At 33.8% G+C, this 21,953-nt stretch carries 12 protein-coding genes and 1 tRNA gene; 7 read left to right on the top strand and 6 right to left on the bottom strand.

The annotated features are described in order from the left end of the window. Positions 1-56: 56 nt before the first annotated feature. Positions 57-2,897, top strand: coding sequence for a DNA polymerase I (gene polA / locus ACKGJY_RS13210; protein ID WP_413974374.1), 2,841 nt, complete (start codon positions 57-59; stop codon positions 2,895-2,897). A gap of 1 nt (position 2,898) precedes the next feature. Here polA and ACKGJY_RS13205 read toward each other — a convergent pair whose 3' ends face one another. The 5 genes from ACKGJY_RS13205 to ACKGJY_RS13185 form a co-directional block, all read right to left on the bottom strand. Then, on the bottom strand, positions 2,899-4,350 hold the full coding sequence (locus ACKGJY_RS13205) for a P-loop NTPase fold protein (protein WP_413974373.1): 1,452 nt from the start codon (positions 4,348-4,350) through the stop codon (positions 2,899-2,901). Between the two features lie 289 nt (positions 4,351-4,639). Continuing rightward, positions 4,640-5,146, bottom strand: coding sequence for a hypothetical protein (locus tag ACKGJY_RS13200; RefSeq protein ID WP_413974372.1), 507 nt, complete (start codon positions 5,144-5,146; stop codon positions 4,640-4,642). A gap of 91 nt (positions 5,147-5,237) precedes the next feature. After that, the gene (locus ACKGJY_RS13195; RefSeq protein WP_413974371.1) at positions 5,238-7,190 is read right to left on the bottom strand and encodes a YgiQ family radical SAM protein; all 1,953 of its coding nucleotides are present in this window, start codon (positions 7,188-7,190) and stop codon (positions 5,238-5,240) included. A 144-nt stretch (positions 7,191-7,334) separates the two neighbouring features. Further along, positions 7,335-7,985: a polysaccharide deacetylase family protein gene (locus ACKGJY_RS13190; RefSeq protein WP_413974370.1), complete on the bottom strand. Its 651-nt coding sequence runs from the start codon at positions 7,983-7,985 to the stop codon at positions 7,335-7,337. A gap of 14 nt (positions 7,986-7,999) precedes the next feature. Next, positions 8,000-11,347: a protein O-mannosyl-transferase family gene (locus tag ACKGJY_RS13185; protein ID WP_413974369.1), complete on the bottom strand. Its 3,348-nt coding sequence runs from the start codon at positions 11,345-11,347 to the stop codon at positions 8,000-8,002. Positions 11,348-11,549: 202 nt separating this feature from the next. Here ACKGJY_RS13185 and ACKGJY_RS13180 point away from each other — a divergent pair. The 4 genes from ACKGJY_RS13180 to infB all read left to right on the top strand — a co-directional run bounded on the left by ACKGJY_RS13180 (position 11,550) and on the right by infB (position 16,779). Further along, positions 11,550-11,622, top strand: a tRNA-Gln gene (locus ACKGJY_RS13180). A gap of 649 nt (positions 11,623-12,271) precedes the next feature. Continuing rightward, complete coding sequence (gene rimP, locus ACKGJY_RS13175; protein WP_413974368.1) at positions 12,272-12,733, top strand: ribosome assembly cofactor RimP; 462 nt, start codon at positions 12,272-12,274, stop codon at positions 12,731-12,733. Positions 12,734-12,746: 13 nt separating this feature from the next. After that, the gene (gene nusA, locus ACKGJY_RS13170; RefSeq protein WP_413974367.1) at positions 12,747-13,979 is read left to right on the top strand and encodes a transcription termination factor NusA; all 1,233 of its coding nucleotides are present in this window, start codon (positions 12,747-12,749) and stop codon (positions 13,977-13,979) included. Between the two features lie 73 nt (positions 13,980-14,052). After that, positions 14,053-16,779, top strand: a complete 2,727-nt coding sequence (gene infB / locus ACKGJY_RS13165) for a translation initiation factor IF-2 (protein WP_413974366.1) — start codon at positions 14,053-14,055, stop codon at positions 16,777-16,779. A gap of 80 nt (positions 16,780-16,859) precedes the next feature. On the opposite strand, the gene ACKGJY_RS13160 is transcribed toward infB, so the two are convergent. Continuing rightward, a complete protein-coding gene (locus tag ACKGJY_RS13160) occupies positions 16,860-17,243 on the bottom strand; it encodes an SPOR domain-containing protein (RefSeq protein WP_413974365.1) in 384 nt (127 codons plus the stop codon). Between the two features lie 217 nt (positions 17,244-17,460). On the opposite strand from ACKGJY_RS13160, the gene ACKGJY_RS13155 reads away from it, so the two are divergent. Continuing rightward, complete coding sequence (locus ACKGJY_RS13155) at positions 17,461-18,765, top strand: c-type cytochrome (protein ID WP_413974424.1); 1,305 nt, start codon at positions 17,461-17,463, stop codon at positions 18,763-18,765. A gap of 72 nt (positions 18,766-18,837) precedes the next feature. Beyond that, entirely contained in the window at positions 18,838-21,939 is a 3,102-nt protein-coding gene (locus tag ACKGJY_RS13150; RefSeq protein WP_413974364.1) for a TAT-variant-translocated molybdopterin oxidoreductase, read from the top strand. Positions 21,940-21,953: the final 14 nt, after the last annotated feature.

Raw genomic sequence — 21,953 nt, 5'->3', positions numbered from 1 at the left:
ATCAGCGTAATTAAGTTAACTTTTCGTAGCTTTGGTTTTCTATCAAAACACTCAAAATGTCAGACCAAAAACGCCTTTTTCTAGTAGACGCTTATGCTTTAATTTTTCGCGGATATTACGCTTTTATTAAAAACCCTAGAATTAATTCTAAAGGAGAAGACACCTCAGCTATTATGGGGTTTATGAATTCGCTTTTAGATGTGATAAAACGTGAGCGACCAGACCATTTAGCAGTTTGTTTTGATAAAGGCGGAAGCGCTGATAGGGTAGAAATGTATGAGGCTTATAAAGCCAATAGAGATGAAACGCCTGAAGGCATTCGTACCGCCATACCGCATATTTACAATATTTTAAAAGCCATGCATATTCCTATTATGGTAAAGGAAGGGTATGAGGCTGATGATGTAATTGGAACGCTTTCGCGACAAGCCGAAAAAGAAGGTTTTAAAACCTTTATGGTAACACCTGATAAAGATTTTGCACAGTTAGTAACTGATAATATTTTTATGTACCGCCCTGTATTTGGTGGCGGTTACGAAACTTGGGGCATTCCCGAAGTACAAAAAAAGTTTGAAGTTACGGAGCCTATGCAAGTAATTGACTTTTTAGGGATGATGGGAGACTCTAGTGATAACATTCCTGGTTTACCTGGTGTAGGCGAAAAAACTGCCAAAAAGTTTTTGGCACAATTTGGCAGTATGGAAGGACTTTTGGCAAATACCGATCAGCTAAAAGGAAAGATGAAAGAGAAAGTGGAAGCTAATGGTGAATTGGGGTTGCTTTCTAAAAAACTAGCCACCATTATGCTTGATGTACCTGTTGAATTTAATGCAAAGGATTTTGAATTAGACCATCCAGATGTAGACAAAGTAAAAGCCATATTTGAAGAGTTAGAGTTTAGACGTTTAACGGATAATTTTGTTAAAACGTTTTCAACGGAGACACCAACTACAAACCAAACCACTAAAACTTCTACAACAAATACTAAAGAGACACCTACAGAAGGGAAATCTGCTGGTGCAGGACAATTTTCTTTATTTGGTGGTGATATTGCTTCCGCGGAAGCGAAAACAGAAAATACCCGAAAAACTGCTGAAACTACATCACATTTTTACCAAAGTGTAGCGTCTGGTATGGCAACTAAATTATTTATTAAAAACTTAACGAGCCAAACCTCAGTCTGTTTTGATACAGAAACCACAGGTTTAAACCCATTAACTGCAGAGTTGGTTGGTATTGCGTTTTCTTGGGAAATTGGTAAAGGGTTTTACATGCCTTTTCCAGAAGATAAAGATGAAGCGCAAGAGCTCATTGAACAACTCCGTCCGTTTTTTGAAAATGAAACAATTGAGAAAGTAGGTCAGAATTTAAAATATGATATTAAAGTTTTAGCAAAATACAATGTTGAAGTTAAAGGCAAGTTATTTGATACCATGTTGGCCCATTACTTGATTAATCCAGATATGCGGCATAATATGGATGTATTGGCAGAAACCTATTTAAATTACACGCCTATATCTATAACAAGTTTAATTGGTAAAAAAGGGAAAAACCAATTATCGATGCGCGAAGTACCTTTAGAACAACAAACTGAATATGCGGTTGAAGATGCTGACATTACCTTACAACTTAAAGCGCATTTTCAAAATGAATTAGGCGAAGCCAATACTCAAAAACTATTTGATGACATAGAAATTCCGTTGCTTAGTGTTTTAGCCGCAATGGAGTTAGAGGGTATTAATTTAGATGAGACGTTCTTAAATTCTTTATCAGAAGCTCTTAATACTGATATTTTAAATCTTGAAAAAAGCATCTATGAAACTGCTGGTGAAGCATTTAATATAGCATCACCAAAACAATTAGGTATTATTCTTTTTGAAAAAATGAAATTGGTTGATAAACCTAAGAAAACCAAAACAGGACAATATTCTACTGCTGAAGATGTATTGAGTTATTTGGCTAAAGACCATGAAATTATTCAGAATATATTAGATTATAGAGGTCTTGCAAAACTAAAAAGCACCTATGTAGATGCGTTGCCAACACAAGTTGAAGAAGCCACAGGGCGCGTACATACCGATTATATGCAAACCGTTGCAGCTACAGGACGATTAAGTAGTAATAACCCAAACTTGCAAAATATCCCGATTAGAACAGAACGTGGTAGGCAAGTGCGTAAAGCCTTCGTTCCACGAAGCGAAGATTACACCTTACTAGCTGCCGATTATTCTCAAATAGAACTTAGAATCATTGCAGCATTAAGCAACGAAGAAACGATGATTTCTGCGTTTCAAAACGGCGAAGATATTCATGCCTCAACCGCTTCAAAAGTATTTAATGTGCCCATTAATGAGGTTACAAGAGAACAGCGTAGTAATGCAAAAACCGTAAACTTTGGTATTATTTATGGGGTTTCTGCCTTTGGATTAAGTAACCAAACTGATTTGACTAGAAGCGAATCTAAAGAATTGATTGATACGTATTATGAAACCTATCCAAAACTACGTGCTTACATGAGCGAGCAGGTTGATTTTGCAAGAGATAATGGCTATGTACAAACCGTTTTAGGGCGTCGCCGATATTTAAAAGACATTAATTCCAGAAATGCTGTAGTGCGTGGTGCTGCGGAACGAAATGCCGTAAACGCACCCATACAAGGTAGTGCTGCCGATATTATTAAAATTGCCATGATTAACATTCACAACAAACTAAAAGAAGGTAATTTTAAAACTAAAATGTTATTACAAGTACATGATGAATTGGTGTTTGATGTATACAAAACTGAACTAGAAACTATCAAAACTTTGGTGAAAACCGAAATGGAAAATGCATTTAAAATGGATGTGCCTTTAGATGTTGAGTTGGATATTGGCGATAATTGGTTGGAGGCGCATTAGGTTATAGTAATTTGTAAATCATCATCTTGTACGAGTTAAAATAATAATCTGAAAGCTTAGAGATCATAAGAGAATCCATGTTTTCAAGCAAATACAAGGAAAAATAATAATCAATGTCTTTTTTATCCACTAAAAAACTTTTTATGTAATTATATGGTTCAAAAAAAGTATTTGACCCACCAATATATTTAGGTTGCATTGGGCTAAAAGCCCTAATCAGATTTAATCTTGTTTTAGCTTTCAAATTATTTGCTCTTACGTTCAGATTATTAACTATTGAATCTAAAGGGGCATCTAAAAAGTCCCTATCTAAATCAAATACTAGCCCATTGTTTTGAGGGTTATTTACTAAATCCTTGTAGATTACCTTCTTCAATTCTATGTTAAAAAAATCTTCGAATATTTCCTTTCTAAAATCATAAGCAATTAAAAAGTAAAGTGTAAAAATAGTCTCAAAAAAATTACCGTTTTTCTTATCTATTATATCTGGAATTAAGCTCAAATGATTACTATCTAATTTCTTACTTGATTTCAAATTTCTAAGAACTTGATATTTATTCAGGATTTTTTTTACCCTTCTAGGATTTGTAAACCTTATTGTATAAAAGAAATTGGAAATACTCCAGTTTAATTTATCTCCTAATATTTCAATTTCCCTATTATCAAAATACTGACTAACTAATTTTAATAGGTCATCATACTCTGGCATATTAAATGAAATATCAAATATCTTTTCTAAATATTCATTGGCTTTGACTATCTCTCCATATTTGGTTTTAACCGCTTCGTTTACCGCTTTTTTATCCACACCACAAAAGAAAATGGTTTTTTCACCATAAGTGAAAAACAATTTTAAAGCAGATAATAAATTCAATACATTTTCTGGTTCGCATCGATCTAAATCGTCTACAAAAACAATATTATATTTTGGATTCTTTCCTTTAGTTATTAAATCTTCCCACCTTATGAATTCAGTTTTAAATTTCTTTTTTAACTGTAAAAATGTTTCCTCTGGTTCTTCTTCTATAGTCTCTATTATTTTACTTCCATCAATACTTAATCCAGGAAAAGTGATTCTCATAGATTTTGAAAATCCTTTGAATAATTTACTCGCTATTTCAACAATTTCTCCTAAAGCTTCTTCAGTTGAATCTTGACTTTCAGTGGTAAGAAATTCTAATAAAGACAATGATAAATTTGAATCGCTTTCAAACTCCCAAGCCTCAAAAAAGAACGTATTAAAATCACCTTTTAATTCTTTTTGAAGATATTTCATCAAGGTACTTTTTCCGCTTCCCCATTCTCCATAAAGCGAAAACATTTTAATTTGAGAAAACTCTTCTGTATTGGTTTCTAAAAAGGCTTTAATGATTTCACCTTTATCAATAACTCCTAAATAATCATTCTCCTCAGTAAGGTCTTCAATTGGAAGGTTTGGTAAAAGTTTAGACATAAAATTGAATTTTCTTAAAAGTAAGAAAAATCAAAATATTATCTTAATTTTATAAAATAAAAACACCCCTAAAGTCCCCTCAATGGGACATACCTAAACATTAAACTTATCGCAAACTATAAATATTATAAAGCGTTATTAATTTAGAAATAAACTAAATGCAAATGGATTTAAACGTTATAAGCGCACAGATATGCCGTAGTAATTGTCCCCTCGAGGGGACTTTAGGGGTGTTCGGGAATAAAATTAAGACCTACAATAAAAGTACGCTAATAATTCGTTCATATTATTATATTTCAATAAGTTTCTCAAAAACAAGTTCTGAGGCTACATCACCTAATTCACCAAAAGGCTCACTTGATACAATGGCTACGCGAGAACCCTCAAACCTAACTGTTGACGAATCCGATAGACTACTTGACGACATTAGCGTAAGTGTACCTTCTTCAAAACTCCAAGTACCTTCTTGGGTTTGGCGGTCTACACATAAAAAAGTTGATATTTTAGAGTTTGCCGAATTAGAAATTTGTTCAACTTGAAACACCTCTAAAGTTACAGTATTATCTGTTCTTAAATCTAAGGATATCAAATTACAGTCTAAATCTCCTAAAGCCTCTTTTAACTCTTGTGCATCTAATTGTTCTTCTACAGGATTACTTTCATCAACAATAATATCGGTTAACACCCAGAACCCAACAATATTAGTGTTCTCAATTTCAACTTCGTCGTCTGATGATTTTGAGCATGATAATGTAATTAGAAATAGAGATAAAACAGCAATTTTAATAGTTTTCATATTGGTTTAATTTATGTTCATATATAAATACATCAACATAAATCAAAAATGTCATCATTAAAATTTAAAAAAAGCAGTTGTAGAACATCAATTAGCGCCTCTTCTTCTTACTCCTAAACTTAGTTTTATTTTTTCTTTGATTAAAAGGCACTGCATCGTTAAAGGTGTTTTTAGCCTCACCTTTAGGTTTATTTTTACGCCATTTCTCAGTTTTTGCAGGCAATAATACATCCAATAAATCTTGACGTCCCAATTTATTCAACGTCTTTTTTATCCAAGCTTTATTTTCATCCTTATACCAAAAGAAAAAACGATGTTGCTCGTCTTTTTCTTTTCTAGTTTTTGGCGTTCTTACCTTTTTTAGCGTGTAGGGATGATAACCACTGTAATAAATTACGGTTGCTACCGTCATTGGTGTGGGTGTAAACCCTTGTACTTGCTCTAACTGAAAGCCCATATCTTTAGTTTCGGCAGCTAAATTTGCCATATCCTCTTGCTCGCATGCTGGGTGATTTGATATAAAATAAGGAATCAGTTGTAGCTTTAATCCCTTCTTAATATTAATCTTATCAAAACGCTCTTTAAATTTATGAAAGTAGCTAAAAGACGGTTTACGCATCAGTTTCAAAACAGGATCGCTAGTATGCTCTGGTGCTACTTTTAAGCGTCCAGAAACATGTTTTGTCATTACTTCTTCGGTATAGTCGTCCAATTCTTTAGGGTCGGCATTTTTATTAAATTCTGGTACTAGCATATCATGACGAATACCACTTCCAATAAACGATTTCTTAACTTTAGGATGACTATCAACCGCTTGGTATAATTCCGTTAATGGTTTATGAGACGTATCTAAGTTACTACAAATTACTGGCGAAATACATGAAGGCGCTACACACTTATCACAAATCTCTTGTACCTTACCTTTCATTTGATACATATTAGCACTTGGACCACCAATATCACTTAAATAGCCTTTAAAATCCGGCATATTTGCCACAATATCTACTTCTTTTAAAATAGATTCCTTACTACGGGAAGCAATAAATTTTCCTTGGTGCGCAGAAATGGTGCAAAAACTACAACCCCCAAAACAACCACGATGAATATTGATAGACGTTTTAATCATTTCAAACGCAGGTATAGGCCCACGCTTATTATATTTTGGGTGCGGTAAACGTGTGTAAGGCAAATCAAAAGAAGCATCAATCTCTTGCTCTGTCATTGTTGGATATGGCGGATTAATCATCAACATATTAGTCCCCACTTTTTGAAAAATTCTACGTGCCGCCAATTTATTACTCTCTTGCTCAATCACTTTAAAGTTAGAAGCGTACTTTTTTTTATCTTTCAAGCAAATGTCGTGCGATGCTATCTCCACATCCTCCCAATTACTGTTTTTAGGAATTTTAGCAGTGGCATCCAATAAAACCGCTGTTTGTTTTACAGTAGTAATACTGCTAAACGGCACTCCTTTTTGCACTAAGCGTACCACTTCGCGCAACGGCTGCTCGCCCATACCATACACCAATAAATCTGCTTTAGAACTTTCTAAAATAGTAGGCATTAAGGTATCACTCCAGTAATCATAATGTGTTACTCTGCGCAACGAAGCTTCTATACCACCAAGTAAAATAGGCACATCGGGCCATTTTTCTTTTAAAATTTTAGAGTATACGGTAGATGCATAATCAGGTCTAAAACCAATATCACCATTTGGCGTATACGCATCTTTGTCGCGGCGTTTTTTATTAGCGTTGTAGTTGCTAATCATAGGATCCATACAACCACCTGTAACACCAAAAAATAATTTTGGAGCACCCAATTTTACAAAATCCTGAAGGTTATCATTCACATTAGGTTGCGGTACAATAGCTACCCGTAATCCTAAACTTTCTAATAACCTACCAATAACGGCAGGTCCAAACGTTGGATGATCTACGTAAGCATCACCACTAAATAGAATAACGTCTAGCGCATCCCATCCACGTATTTTCACCTCTTTGTTTGTGGTAGGCAACCAATCTGAAAGTTTTAATTCTTGCATAGCACTGCAAAAATAAGCAAAAATAGCCGCTTGTACTATATGCTTAAATTTTGGGTTTATTTACCTGTTAGCAAAATGAATTATGGTAAAAGAGGTTTTCTTAAAAAGCAAAGCACTTAATTTATTAGAATAATGTACAAAAATCTATTTTAAACTCTTAAACGCATACCCTTTTTTACTGTAATACTCTAAAACTTTAGGAAGCGCATATTGCATGTTTTTTGAAGCTTTAACGCTATCATGAAACACAATGATACTACCTTGTTTTGCTTTTGAAATCACGTATTTTAAGCAATTTTCCTTTGAAATAGTTTCATGCCAATCAAAAGACAAAATATCCCACATTACAATAGTATAGCCTAACGTTCTTAGTTTTTTACTTTGATTGGGTGTGATTTTTCCGTAGGGCGGACGAAACAAATTAGACCCTAACATTTGGTGATACTCCAATAGAGAGTTTATAATGTCTTGTGCTTTTTTTGTGTCTGCTAGGTAGTTTTTGGTGCTTGTTTTCCAGCCTTTAACATGGTGTTGCGTGTGGTTACCAATACGATGTCCTTTTTGTAGAATATTCTGAAAAATTTCAGGATATTTTTCAACATTGGCGCCAATACAAAAAAATGTAGCTTTTGCTTTATATTGTTCTAAGATATCTAAAGTCCAGTCTGTAATCTCAGGCGTAGGACCATCATCAAAAGTTAAATAGATATCTTTTTTATCAGTATCAATATCCCAAACATAATTTGAGAATATAGTTTTTACAAACTTAGGCGTTTTTACAGGGGTTATTGGCATGTGTAACCCGTATATTAATCGTTGGCTTTAATGGTTGTATCACTATCCAAAGGTATATCTACATCTGTTCTTTCTGTGTCTACTTCATTTTCGTTACCATAAAAATATTTAAACAATCTTAAATAGTTATTGAATGTATCACCTTCTTTTTTTGCTAGTTCAATATCATACTGCTCTAATACATCAATTAAACCTTTATAACGTTGTATGTCTACATAAATATCCTCAAATAAACGCTCTTGATTATCTTGAGATAAACCGCTGTAATAGGTTAAACTCTCTTGGTATTTTTTACTCACATCAAAATATAAATCGCGAGCTTTATCTTTAGCATCTACTTCATAGTAGGCACTTATATATGGTTCTAATAAGGTATAATATCCAAAAAATTCAACAGGCATATTGGTCATAGCAATATCTGCTATTTCTTCAGCTTTTTCTAATTTGTCTTCATTAATTAGTGTTTCTACTAATCGAGCAAGATTACCTCTGTATGTAATAGAGTTTTTACGTGTTTCCACATCATGATAAATATCAGGACTACCACTATTTCCCCAATTCCATTTTTTAACCTTTTCATACATTAGGTCTGAATCTATACGCCCCATATCAAAAGGATTAGCTCTATCAACTTCGGTTCTAATTGGTACTAGTTTATAACACATGCCATCTAGTTGAAGGTAATCTTTCATCCAAATATAATCGTCATCACCAAAACTACCGCCAGTAAAATAAATAGGACGTTTCCATTCATTATTTGCAACAATATCTAACATTAGTAAACGGTTTTTATAAATGGCATTACCGCTAATTTCAATATCTATATATGGTACAATTTTATCTGCATCTTTAGGTTTAACAATGCCACTGTTTAAAGCATTTTCTTTATTAACTGGGATGCGTACAGACCTTGTATATAGATAGCTGGCTTCTAAATCTTGATTTCGAAGATTAGAGATATCATATCCCTGTTTCTGCATAAAATATTTGTATTTAGATTTTTCATCATCTCTTTGAATAAAACCAAGCGCTTGTTTTAATGAAATAGTATCTTTTGTAAGTGCTTCTATTCTAACATAATCGTTAGTACCATATTGGTAGTCTTTGTGTTGTAATTGTGATGGAATAGGGTCGCTTTCATATGCTTTTCGTTTCATTTGGTCTATATACCAATCGGTTTGAAATAAGCTGGTGTTTACAACACGAACATCTGTTCTGTAACCTTCAATTTCTTGTGCATACCATAATGCGAATGTATCATTATCGCCAATAGTGAATAGTATAGCGTTTTCTGCGCAAGAATCTAGATATTTTCGTGCCATGGCTTGTGCAGTGTACTTGCCAGAACGGTCATGATCGTCCCAGTTGTTAGCAATTAAAATACCAGGTACTAATATTAAACACAAAATACTTATAGCTGGTGCCGCTATAGCTTTAGGTAGTTTGTTTTTTAATGTATTATAAATAGCATATACACCAATACCAATCCATAATGCAAATACGTAAAAAGAACCTACTACAGAGTAGTCTCGCTCTCGAGGCTCAAACGGACGAACGTTAGTATATACTTGTATAGCTATCCCTGTGAAAAGAAAAAATACCAACATTACCCAAAACCTTTTCTTATCGGTATTTAATACAAAAAAGAGGCCAATTAATCCTAATAATAGTGGGAGGAAAAAGTAAGTATTTCTAGCTTTATTATGCTTTACATCACTAGGTAAATTATCTTGAGAAAAGCCCAAATGCCACTCATCAATGGGTGTAATACCGCTTATCCAATTACCATTATTATCTAGTCTACCTTGTATATCATCTTGCCTACCCGTAAAATTCCACATAAAATAACGCCAATACATATAGCCTAATTGGTACTCAAATAAATACCTGATGTTACTAGCTAAATCTGGTTTTTCTATATCTAGATATCCTTGGTAACGTTTTAAAAAAGCATTGTAATCTTCATAATCAACATTACCTTGTGCTACTTGGTTTCTAAAATCAGTAACTAGCTTACGCAGTTCGTTCTGCATCTTGTATTCTGGCTTTAAATTAAAATTTAAAAAGCCTGTATACATCATATAGTTTTCTGCATGTTCGCCACTCCACATGCGTGGTAAAATAGAGGCATGCTCAGAGTTATAGTTTTGTTTAGCATTTTTCCAATCGTTTACAATAATATATTCACCCTTAGTTTCATCTTTCTCATATTTTGGCTTATCATCAATGTAAGGGCTATTTTCGTCTAAATAGGCATACATATCTGTAAACTGTGGTCCAAAAAATAAATGAGTTTCAGGATACTGCTCTAAATTATAGTAGGCTAAAAGTTCTCTAGCACTAGAAGGATTGTTTTCGTTAATGACCACATTGGCATTAGCACGAATAGGTAACATTAACCAAGTTGAAAATCCAATTATTACAAATGTTAAACATAAAACGCCAGTATTTAAATGCACATAATTTTTTTGCCTTGTGTAGCGCAATGCATAAAAAATGACACCTACCAAAAGTAAACCTGCAATAATAGAGCCTGAATTAAAAGGTAACCCAACACTATTCACAAAGAAAATTTCAAAAACACTAAAAACCTTTAAAATGTTAGGTGCTAGTAACTTAAATACAAAAAGTAAAATAGCAACTGAAACGATATTAGCAATAATAAAATTTTGTATGGTAATCGTTTTATAATTTTTAAAATAATAAATAAGGCCTATAACAGGGATTGTTAATAGCCCCATAAAGTGAACCCCAAAGGAGAGTCCGATTATAAAAGCGATAAGTATCAACCAACGATTTCCTCTAGGTTCATCCATATCCTGTTCCCAACGAAGTGCTAACCAAAATAACGCAGACATGATTAAAGTAGCCATAGCATATACTTCAGTTTCAACAGCGTTAAACCAAAAAGAATCTGTAAAAGCAAAAGCTAAACTACCTACCAAACCACTTCCTAAAATTGCGGTATATTGAGATTTAGATACAAGTGATGACTTGTTGATCTCGGTTTCCTTATCTTTTTCAGAATTTAAATGCGTTACCAGTTTTGTTAGTAACAATGTGATGGTCCAAAACATAAATAGTATAGTAAAAGCACTCGCAACGGCACTCATCATATTCATCATCCATCCAATTAGTTCGTTGTTACCAAAGGTAAATGTAGAGAAAAAAGCACCTAGCATTTGAAATAAAGGAGCTCCTGGTGGATGGCCTACTTGCAGTTTAGACGATGTTAAAATATATTCTCCAGCATCCCAAAAACTTACCGTTGGTTCTACGGTTAAGCTATAGGTAATTAAAGCTATTAAAAAAGAGAACCAGCCTAATACAGTGTTCCATTTTTTAAAATTAAAATCCATCATTTAAATCTGTGTTTGTTAGCTGTGGCGAATTTAATAATAAATATCAAACAAGAATAAATATTATAGTACCGTTAACATTAACGCTATAAGGACACATAGATTATAATTAAAACGTATCTTTTTTTTTGTCTAACTATTAATTTTCTAAAAAAATACTTGCGCAAATAAAACTTTGTGCTAAATTTGCATCCTCAATTAAAATTGGCCCATGGTGTAACTGGCAACACGTTGGTTTTTGGTACCAAAGAGTCTAGGTTCGAGCCCTAGTGGGCCAACAGTTTTTTAAGAAGTCTTCAAATCTAATTTGAGGACTTTTTTGTTTTAATATGTTAAGGAACGTTTGTGTTGAAAAAAGTAAAGCAACAAACGATTAGTTGAGCAAAAACTAATAAGGTGTTTTTGAAAGTATTATTTAAATTTAGGTTTTGTAATGCTACAAATATTGAATTTATGCTTAATCAATTAATTACTCATACTCATTGTGTATTTAGACAAAATTCTGTCAATTCGAGTGAATTTCACGATTGAAATGAGTGAAATTTGTATCGAGAATAAGAATTTTTAATATGAATTGGTTCTCGATACGATTTTTTTATCAAAAAAATCACTCGAACTGACATTACACTGTTTACTTCAACTCAAAATGTACAACGGATTACTCATAATTAACATTTTGAATCAAAGTGATCTGATTAATAGTTGTGTAATTATTGTTTCTGTTAATAATCGTTGTAAATAAGTGCTGTTTTTTAAATTAATCAGAAAAAATAAGCTAATGGTTAAGATTTTTATAAAAATCCAAACGGTAGATGGATAAAAACAGATATAAGTTCTTTAAAAATCAATTAAATATATTATATTTGCCGCGTTGAAAAGGCGAAATTAAATATGAGGGGACGGAAAGTCCCCTCTTTTTATACTAATATGTTTAAGAAAACTGTACAAGATTTACTAGATAAAGCACTTGAAGAACGTCAAGATTTATTTTTAATAGATTTTGATATTAATTCTGCAAACCACATCAAAGTAATTGTTGATGGTGATAAAGGGGTGCTTGTAGAAGATTGTATGTTTTTAAGCAGAGCTATAGAACACAATTTAGATAGGGAAGAGCAAGACTTTTCTTTAGAAGTAATGTCTGCAGGTGCAAGTTCGCCTTTAGTTAATAAAAGACAATACAAAAGACATTTAAATAGAACCTTAAAAGTTAAAACAACTTCAGATAACATAGAAGGTGTTTTGGCAGAAGCTAGCGATAATAACATTCTTTTAGAGTGGAAAACTAGAGAACCCAAACCAATAGGTAAAGGTAAGGTTACTGTTAAAAAGCAAGCCAATGTGGCTTACAGCGATATTGTAGAAGCAAAAGTTATGATTAAATTTTAATTCAAGTAGAGTTATGGAGAATGTTGCGTTAATTGAATCTTTTTCAGAATTCAAAGACGATAAGTTAATTGATCGTGTTACGCTAATGGCGATTTTAGAAGATGTTTTTAGAAGCGCTTTAAAGAAGAAATTTGGAGATGATGATAATTTTGATATTATTGTAAATCCAGATAAAGGCGATTTAGAAATTTGGAGAAACCGTATTGTGGTTGCTGATGGTGAAGTAGAAGAGCCTAATCAAGAAATTTCATTAGCCGAAGCTAGAAAGATTGAGCCAGATTTTGAGGTAGGTGAAGACGTGTCTGAAGAAGTAAAATTAGTAGACCTTGGAAGACGTGCTATCTTAGCACTTCGCCAAAATCTAATTTCTAAAATTCATGAGCATGACAATACCATAATCTATAAGCAATTTAAAGATTTAGTAGGCGAAATTTATACTGCTGAAGTACATCATATTCGTCATAGAGCTGTAATTTTATTAGATGATGAAGGTAATGAAATTGTATTACCGAAAGATAGACAAATACCTTCAGATTTTTTTAGAAAAGGTGATAATGTAAGAGGTGTAATTGATAGTGTAGAGCTTAAAGGCGCAAAACCTACAATCATTATGTCGAGAAGCTCTCCTGTATTTCTTGAAAAATTATTTGAACAAGAAATACCTGAAGTTTTTGATGGTTTAATTACTATAAAAAAAGTAGTAAGAATACCTGGTGAAAAAGCAAAAGTAGCAGTAGATTCTTATGATGATAGAATAGACCCTGTAGGTGCTTGTGTTGGTATGAAAGGTTCTAGAATTCACGGTATTGTGCGTGAGTTAGGAAACGAAAATATTGATGTAATTAATTACACCAATAATCTACAACTATTTGTAACTAGAGCATTAAGTCCTGCACGTGTAACTTCAATCAAATTAGATGAAGAAACAAAACGTGCTGAGGTAATTTTAAAACCAGAAGAAGTTAGTAAAGCTATTGGTAGAGGCGGTCATAACATACGTTTGGCGGGCCAATTAACAGGTTATGAAATTGATGTATTTAGAGAAGGCGCAGAAGAAGATGTAGAATTAAGTGAATTCTCTGATGAAATAGAACAGTGGATTATATCAGAATTCAGTAAAGCAGGATTAGATACCGCTAAAAGTGTCCTAGAACAAGATGTTAACGATTTAGTGAAAAGAACAGACTTGGAGGAAGAAACAATAAACGACGTTATTAGAATTCTTAAAGAAGAATTCGAAGATTAATACCAATTCTATTTTCTAATAAATTAGAACAGAATAGGTAATCATATTATATTTGAGATTATAAAGGCAATTTATGGCTGACACAATTAGATTAAATAAAGTTTTACGCGAGCTTAATATTTCTTTAGATCGTGCTGTGGAATTTTTAGATTCCAAAGGCATTGATATAGAGAAGCGTCCTACTACAAAAATTTCGGAAGAAACATATAATGTGCTTTCAGATGAATTTGAAACAGATGCGAATAAAAAAATGAAGTCGCAAGAAGTTAGTGAAGCTAAGCTGAAAGAAAAAGAAGATTTACGTATAAAGCGTGAAAAAGAGCTAGAAGAAAAGCAAAAAGCACAGGAAGCTAGAGAAAAAGCAAAACAAGAGGAAGTAGTTAAAGCTTCTAAGTCGCTTTCAGGGCCTAAAACTGTTGGTAAAATAGATTTAGAACCTAAAAAAGCTAAAGAAAAGCCTGTTGTAAAAGAACAGCCAGTTGCTAAGGAAGAAGTAAAAGAAGCACCAGCTAAAGCCGCTAAAGTTAAGGCGCCAGAGAAAAAAGAAGAAACACCTGTTGTAGAACAGAAAAAGGAAGTTAAAGAAACGCCTAAGCCAGTTGTTGTAGACGGAGAATTAGTTACTCCTGACGAAAAAGTAAAAACACAATACAAAAAACTTACAGGACCTAAAATTGCAGGTGATAAAATTGACTTAACAAAATTCAATAAACCTAAAAAGAAAAAGGAAGACAAGAAAACTTCTGATAAGTCTAACGATCCCAAGAAAAAACGTCGTCGTATAAGTAAAGCTGGTCCAGGTGGACAAGGAGGAAATAACCAAAGAGGTGGTAACCGAAACGATAGATTTAAAGGAAAAGGACAGGGGCGTCGTAATGTAGTTAAGGAAGAACCTAGCGAAGAGGATGTAAAAAAACAAGTAAGAGAAACACTTGAGAAATTACAAGGAAAATCTTCTAAAGGAAAAGGTGCTAAGTATCGTAGAGAGAAAAGAGACCAACATAGAGATCAAACCGAAAAAGAATTACAAGCAGAAGCAGCAGAAAGCAAAATACTTAAAGTAACAGAATTTGTTACTGCAAGTGAGGTAGCAACTATGATGGATGTTGGTGTAACCGAAATTATTTCGGCATGTATGTCTTTAGGTATGATGGTAACAATGAACCAGCGTTTAGATGCTGAGACCCTATCAATAGTAGCTGAAGAATTTGGTTATGAAGTAGAGTTTGTTACTGCCGATATAGAAGAATCTATTGAAGAAGTAGAAGACAAACCAGAAGATTTAAAATCTCGCGCACCTATTGTAACGGTAATGGGACATGTAGATCATGGTAAAACATCACTTTTAGATTACATACGTGAAGAAAACGTTATAGCAGGAGAATCTGGTGGTATTACCCAGCATATTGGTGCATACGGTGTTACATTAGATAACGGACAAAAAATAGCATTCTTAGATACACCAGGTCACGAAGCGTTTACCGCAATGCGTGCGCGTGGTGCTCAAGTTACCGATATTGCTATTATTGTAGCAGCTGCAGATGACGATATTATGCCGCAAACTAAAGAGGCAATTTCTCACGCACAAGCAGCAGGAGTACCAATTGTATTTGCAATTAATAAAATTGATTTACCAGCAGCTAATCCTGAAAAAATTAAAGAAGGTCTTGCTAATATGAATTTATTAGTTGAAGATTGGGGCGGTAAAGTACAATCTCATGATATATCTGCTAAAGTAGGTACTGGAGTAAAAGAGTTATTAGAAAAAGTGCTACTTGAGGCAGAATTACTTGAATTAAAAGCTAATCCTGAGAAACCAGCTTTAGGAACCGTAGTTGAAGCCTTTCTAGATAAAGGTCGTGGCTACGTTTCAACAATATTAGTGCAAGCTGGTACGCTTCGTGTTGGCGATTATGTATTGGCTGGACAGCATAGTGGTAAAGTTAAAGCTATGCATGATGAGCGTGGTAATGATATAGAAGAAGCGGGGCCATCAACACCAGTATCTATTCTTGGTTTAGATGGTGCACCACAAGCAGGCGATAAATTTAATGTTTTTGAAGATGAGCGAGAAGCAAAACAAATTGCAGCAAAACGTTCGCAATTACAACGTGAGCAATCTGTTAGAACACAACGTCATATCACACTAGATGAAATAGGCCGTCGTATTGCATTAGGCGATTTCCAAGAGTTGAATATTATACTAAAAGGTGATGTGGATGGTTCTGTTGAAGCATTAACAGATTCCTTCCAAAAATTATCTACTGAAGAAATACAAGTAAACATACTCCACAAGGGTGTTGGTGCTATTACTGAAAGTGATGTATTATTAGCTTCAGCTTCTGATGCTATTATTGTAGGATTTAATGTGCGACCAGTTGGAAATGCAAGAGATATAGCTGATAAGGAAGAAATCGATATCAGAACATACTCAATTATTTACGATGCAATTAACGATCTTAAAGATGCGATGGAAGGCATGTTATCTCCAGAGCTAAAAGAAGAAGTTACTGGTACAGCAGAAATTAGGCAAGTATTTAAAGTATCTAAAATTGGAAGTATCGCTGGTTGTATGGTAACAAACGGTAAGATATTTAGAAACTCTAGTATACGACTTATAAGGGATGGTGTAGTAGTGCTTACAGGAGAATTAGCATCGTTAAAACGATTTAAAGATGATGCTAAAGAAGTTTCTAAAGGTTACGATTGTGGTATGCAAGTGAAGAATTATAACGATATCAAAGAAGGTGATATTATAGAAGCCTTCCATGAAGTAGAAGTAAAGAAAAAATTAAAGTAAATTTTTCAATCCATAAAAAAAAGCGGGCTAATTTTAATTAGCTCGCTTTTTTATTTTTGTATAGTTTTAAATTTTACAATCTAGTTTTTCTTAGGCTTAAAAATAAAAGCAGCAGGAAACTTTCGTTTTATTTTCTTTAAAGCTCTATCTGCCTCCAAGCGTGTTGTAAAATTACCAGCCCAAACCTTAAAATTGGGTGTTTCATAATGCATCACAGGCTGCCACTGTCCAAAAGTACCAGAAAAATTGTTTTGAGCGTTTTGTGCACCACTTCTATTTCCAGAATACACCTGAATTTTATAGCGTTTAGGATCGGTTTCGTTTCTATTCATTTTCTTTTTCAGCTCTAAAAGATCAGAGATTCTATCATCTTGATTTATAATAACTTTGCCTTCTTGTGTATGTCCAAACTGCACTAAAATTGTTGTAAATACTACAGTAAAAAATATGTTTTTTAAATTCATTTTTCTATTTTTATTAACTTATACAAATATATACGAGATAAACTAAAACATGAGATATATTCTTATTTAGAATATATCTAAATTATCAATTAACAGTTCGCTAACATTTTACAAATCGACTTTAAGTATTACTTTTGCATGAGTTTTACAACTGTGTTTTTTCACTATATTTATGAAAAAATCGTACCAAAGTTTAGAAGTTAATATAACTAACAATATGAAACAGGTGATACACCGAAGATTAAGCAACTCCATCCTTCGTTTGGGCTTAATTGTATTATTAGCGTTTACCACATCAATTTCTGCGCAGGAAGGAGACCCTGCAAAGGGAAAATCTCTTTTTAATGCAAACTGTGCTGCTTGTCACCAATTAGATAAGAAGATGACTGGTCCTGCATTACGAAATGTTGAGACGCGTTTATCAGAAGAAGAAGGGTTAACGAGAGAGTGGCTTTATGCTTGGATAAAAAATAGTGCTGGCGTTATCAAATCAGGTGATGCTTATGCCAACAAAATTTACAATGAGTATGGTGGTGCTGCAATGACTGCTTTTCCTCAGTTTTCTAATGAGGATATTGATAATATTTTAGCATACACTGCTCAAGAAAAAAAGGCACCTGCTGCTACTGCTGTAGCTGCTGCTCCACAGGGTGGTGCTGGTGATAACTCAGGTGGGCTTTCAAATACTATTATTTTAGGAGCTCTAGCAATTTTGTTTGCACTTTTAGCAATAGGGTTGTATCTAGTAAATAAAACATTGCGCCGATTTGCATCTGCTCAAAGTATCGAGTTAGAAGAAGCTTCTAAGAGAACACCACTCTGGAAAGCTTTTGTGCAAAATCAATTTTTAATGATTGTTGTTGCTATTTTCTTTTTACTATCAAGTGCATATTTTGTATATGGGTATTTATCGCAAATAGGGGTAGATCAAGGATACGAACCAGTACAGCCAATACATTATTCTCACAGAATACATGCTGGTGATAATGGTATAGATTGTAAGTATTGTCACTCTTCAGCAAGAGTTAGTAAGCATTCAGGTATTCCTTCTTTAAATGTTTGTATGAATTGTCACAAGTCAATTTATCAAGTAGCAGAAGAAACACAGCAAGAAGGTTTGCTAGAATATGGTGTTGACTACAATGCTGAAATTAAAAAGCTTTATGCTGCTGCAGGATGGGATGATGAAAATCAAAAATATACTGGAGAATCTAAACCTGTAAAATGGATTAGAATACACAACTTACCAGACTTTGCATATTTTAATCACTCTCAACATGTTACGGTTGCTGGTGTAGAGTGTCAAACATGTCATGGTCCAGTTGAAGAGATGGAAGTTATGTATCAACATGCGCCATTAACCATGGGTTGGTGTATCAACTGTCACAGAGAAACAAATGTTGCTGTAAAAGATAATGCCTATTATGAGAAAATTCATGAAGAATTATCAAAAAAATATGGTGTAGAGAATTTGACTGCTGCTCAAATGGGTGGTTTAGAATGTGGTAAGTGTCACTATTAAAAAATAGATTTATCTTTTCCATGGAGATGGAAAATTTTAAGTAATTAATAAGAAGTAATTCAATTATATAATATGTCATCAAACAAGAAATACTGGAAAAGTGTTGAAGAGCTAAACGAAAATAGCTCTATTGTTGAGACGCTAAAACAAAACGAGTTTGTTGAAGAAATACCTACTGATGAATTTTTAGGTGATAAAGATACATTAGAGGCTACTTCTACTTCACGTCGTGATTTCTTAAAATATGTTGGTTTTACCACAGCTGCAGCTTCTTTAGCAGCGTGTGAAGGACCAGTAAAGAAATCAATCCCTTACGTAGTGCAACCTACAGAGATTATACCTGGAGTTGCTAACTACTATGCAACTACAATTGCTAATGGTTTTGATTTTGCTAGTATTTTAGTAAAAACTCGAGAAGGTCGTCCAATTAAAATAGAAAATAATAAAATGGCAGCCACTAATGGTGGTGCTAATGCTAGAGTTAATGCTTCTGTTTTAGGCTTGTATGACAGTTTGAGAGTAAAAGGCCCAAAAAAGGAGGGTAATGATATTTCTTGGGAGACTTTTGACGCTGAAACATCAAAAATATTAACCGATATAGCTGCTGCTAACAAACCTATTGTGTTATTGACACAAACGTATGCAAGTCCGTCTACAAATAAGTTGGTAACTGAGTTTTCTGAAAAATACGGTAATGTAAGTCATATTCAATATGATGCAGTTTCAGAATCTACTGCTTTAGATGCTTTTCAGGCTAAATATGGCGAAAGAGGTTTAGCAAACTATGATTTTGCTAAAGCAATGACTATTGTATCTGTTGGAGCAGATTTTATTGGAGATTGGCAAGGTGGTGGTTTCGATGCTGGATATTCTAAAAATAGAATTCCAGATCATGGTAAAATGTCACGTCATGTTCAGTTTGAATCTAATATGACATTAACAGGTGCAAATGCAGACAAGCGTGTACCTTTAACACCATCACAACAAAAACAAGTTTTAGCAAAATTATACAGTTTAATAGTTGGAGGTTCAGTATCTACAGATCTACCAGAAGATATTAATACAATAGTTGCTAAAACAGCTTCTGAATTAAAGAAAGCAGGAAGTAAAGGTGTTGTAGTAACTGGTTTGCAGGATGTGAATGCACAAACTGTAGCTTTAGAAATTAATGAAACCTTACGTAGTAAAGCATTTGATCCTAAAACACCAGTTAAAACGAGACAGGGTAATGATGTATCTGTTATGCAATTAGTTGCAGATATGAAAGCCGGTAAAGTTGGTGCCCTAATTATAAGCGGTGTTAATCCAGCTTATACGTTGCCAAATGCAGATGGTTTTTTAGAAGGATTAAAAAACACAACATTATCAGTTGCCTTTTCTCAAAAAGAGGATGAAACGGCTTCAGAATGTCAATATATTGCTGCAGCACCTCATTATTTAGAATCTTGGGGAGATGTAGAATTAAAGAAAGGTCATTACGCGTTAACACAGCCTACTATTAGAACTTTGTTTGATACAAGACAGTTTCAGGAAAGTTTATTAAAGTGGTTAGGAAATGACAGTTCTTACCATGATTATATTAAATCAACTTGGGGTACTAATATTTTAGGCGAGAGTTCTTTTAACAAAGCATTGCATGATGGTGTTTATGTTGGAGCGATAGCAGAAAGTGTTGAGTTAGCTGATGTTGAGGATAAAAATATTGAATCACCTTCTGGTAACGCTGCAAGAGCATTGGCTTCTTCTGCAACATCCAACGGGTTAGAATTAACACTATATACTAAAGTAGGTATGGGTGATGGTCAACAAGCCAACAACCCATGGTTACAAGAATTCCCAGATCCAATTACTAGAACATCTTGGGATAACTATCTAACAGTTTCTAAAGCAGATGCTGAAACTTTAGGGTTAATAAACGAGAATGTTGCCAATGGTGGTTTGAATAGTAATTATGCTAAAATTACTGTTAACGGTGTTTCGGCAATTACTCCTGTAATAATCCAACCTGGTCAAGCTAAAGGTTCAGTAGGTTTAGCATTAGGTTATGGAAAAAAACTTGGATTAAAAGAAGAAATGCAAACGGGAGTTAATGCGTATCCGTTATATCAAAACTTTAATACTGTTCAAAATGTTTCTGTAGAAGCGGTATCAGGCACACATGAGTTTGCTTGTATTCAATTACACAATACTTTAATGGGGCGTGGTGACATTCTAAGAGAAACTACTTTAGAGGTTTTTAACACTAAGCACAGGGATGTGTGGAATAAAGTTCCAACAGTGTCTTTAAATCATGAAGAGACTCCAGTAACATCTCCAGAAGTTGATTTATGGGATGAGTTTGACCGTTCAATAGGACATCATTTCAACCTATCAATAGATCTAAATGCTTGTACAGGATGTGGTGCTTGTGTTATTGCGTGTCATGCTGAAAATAATGTACCAGTAGTTGGTAAAACAGAAGTACGACGTAGTCGCGATATGCATTGGCTGCGTATAGATAGATATTACTCATCAGATGAAACATTTGAAGGAGATAATACCAAGAAAGAAGATATGTCTGGTTTATGGGGCGATAATGGTTCTTTAGGTGGATTTGGTGAAATGGAAGATCCATCCGCTAATCCTCAGGTAGCATTTCAACCTGTAATGTGTCAGCATTGTAATCATGCACCTTGTGAAACTGTCTGTCCTGTTGCAGCAACTGCACACGGGCGTCAAGGTCAAAATCACATGGCATACAATAGATGTGTTGGTACACGTTATTGTGCTAATAACTGTCCATATAAGGTGCGTCGTTTTAACTGGTTTTTATATACTGGCAATGACGAATTTGATTATCATATGAATGATGATTTAGGACGTATGGTATTAAATCCTGATGTAGTAGTTCGTTCTAGAGGTGTTATGGAAAAATGCTCTATGTGTATACAGAAAACACAAAAAACAATTCTTGATGCTAAACGTGATAGACGTGTTATAAAGGATGGTGAATTCCAAACAGCGTGTTCTGCAGCATGTAATAATGGTGCTATGATATTTGGAGATATCAATGATAAAGATAGTAAAGTTGCAAAACTTAAAGAAGATAACCGTATGTATCACTTATTAGAAAGTGTGGGCACAAAACCAAATGTGATGTACCAAACTAAAGTGAGAAATACAACTGAAGTATAAATCAAATTAAAGAA

The sequence above is a fragment of the Hyunsoonleella sp. 2307UL5-6 genome (assembly GCF_047345485.1).
In the GTDB taxonomy this organism is placed as follows: domain Bacteria; phylum Bacteroidota; class Bacteroidia; order Flavobacteriales; family Flavobacteriaceae; genus Jejuia.
Note: the sequence above shows the minus strand (reverse complement) of the source record. Positions and strands in the feature narration are given on the sequence as shown.

Bases quoted from the DNA above. Each gene is read 5' to 3' on its own strand.
- polA (WP_413974374.1), top strand. From the start codon at position 57: ATGTCAGACCAAAAACGCCTTTTTCTAGTAGACGCTTATGCTTTAATT.
- ACKGJY_RS13205 (WP_413974373.1), bottom strand. From the start codon at position 4,350: ATGTCTAAACTTTTACCAAACCTTCCAATTGAAGACCTTACTGAGGAG.
- ACKGJY_RS13200 (WP_413974372.1), bottom strand. From the start codon at position 5,146: ATGAAAACTATTAAAATTGCTGTTTTATCTCTATTTCTAATTACATTA.
- ACKGJY_RS13195 (WP_413974371.1), bottom strand. From the start codon at position 7,190: ATGCAAGAATTAAAACTTTCAGATTGGTTGCCTACCACAAACAAAGAG.
- ACKGJY_RS13190 (WP_413974370.1), bottom strand. From the start codon at position 7,985: ATGCCAATAACCCCTGTAAAAACGCCTAAGTTTGTAAAAACTATATTC.
- ACKGJY_RS13185 (WP_413974369.1), bottom strand. From the start codon at position 11,347: ATGATGGATTTTAATTTTAAAAAATGGAACACTGTATTAGGCTGGTTC.
- rimP (WP_413974368.1), top strand. From the start codon at position 12,272: ATGTTTAAGAAAACTGTACAAGATTTACTAGATAAAGCACTTGAAGAA.
- nusA (WP_413974367.1), top strand. From the start codon at position 12,747: ATGGAGAATGTTGCGTTAATTGAATCTTTTTCAGAATTCAAAGACGAT.
- infB (WP_413974366.1), top strand. From the start codon at position 14,053: ATGGCTGACACAATTAGATTAAATAAAGTTTTACGCGAGCTTAATATT.
- ACKGJY_RS13160 (WP_413974365.1), bottom strand. From the start codon at position 17,243: ATGAATTTAAAAAACATATTTTTTACTGTAGTATTTACAACAATTTTA.
- ACKGJY_RS13155 (WP_413974424.1), top strand. From the start codon at position 17,461: ATGAAACAGGTGATACACCGAAGATTAAGCAACTCCATCCTTCGTTTG.
- ACKGJY_RS13150 (WP_413974364.1), top strand. From the start codon at position 18,838: ATGTCATCAAACAAGAAATACTGGAAAAGTGTTGAAGAGCTAAACGAA.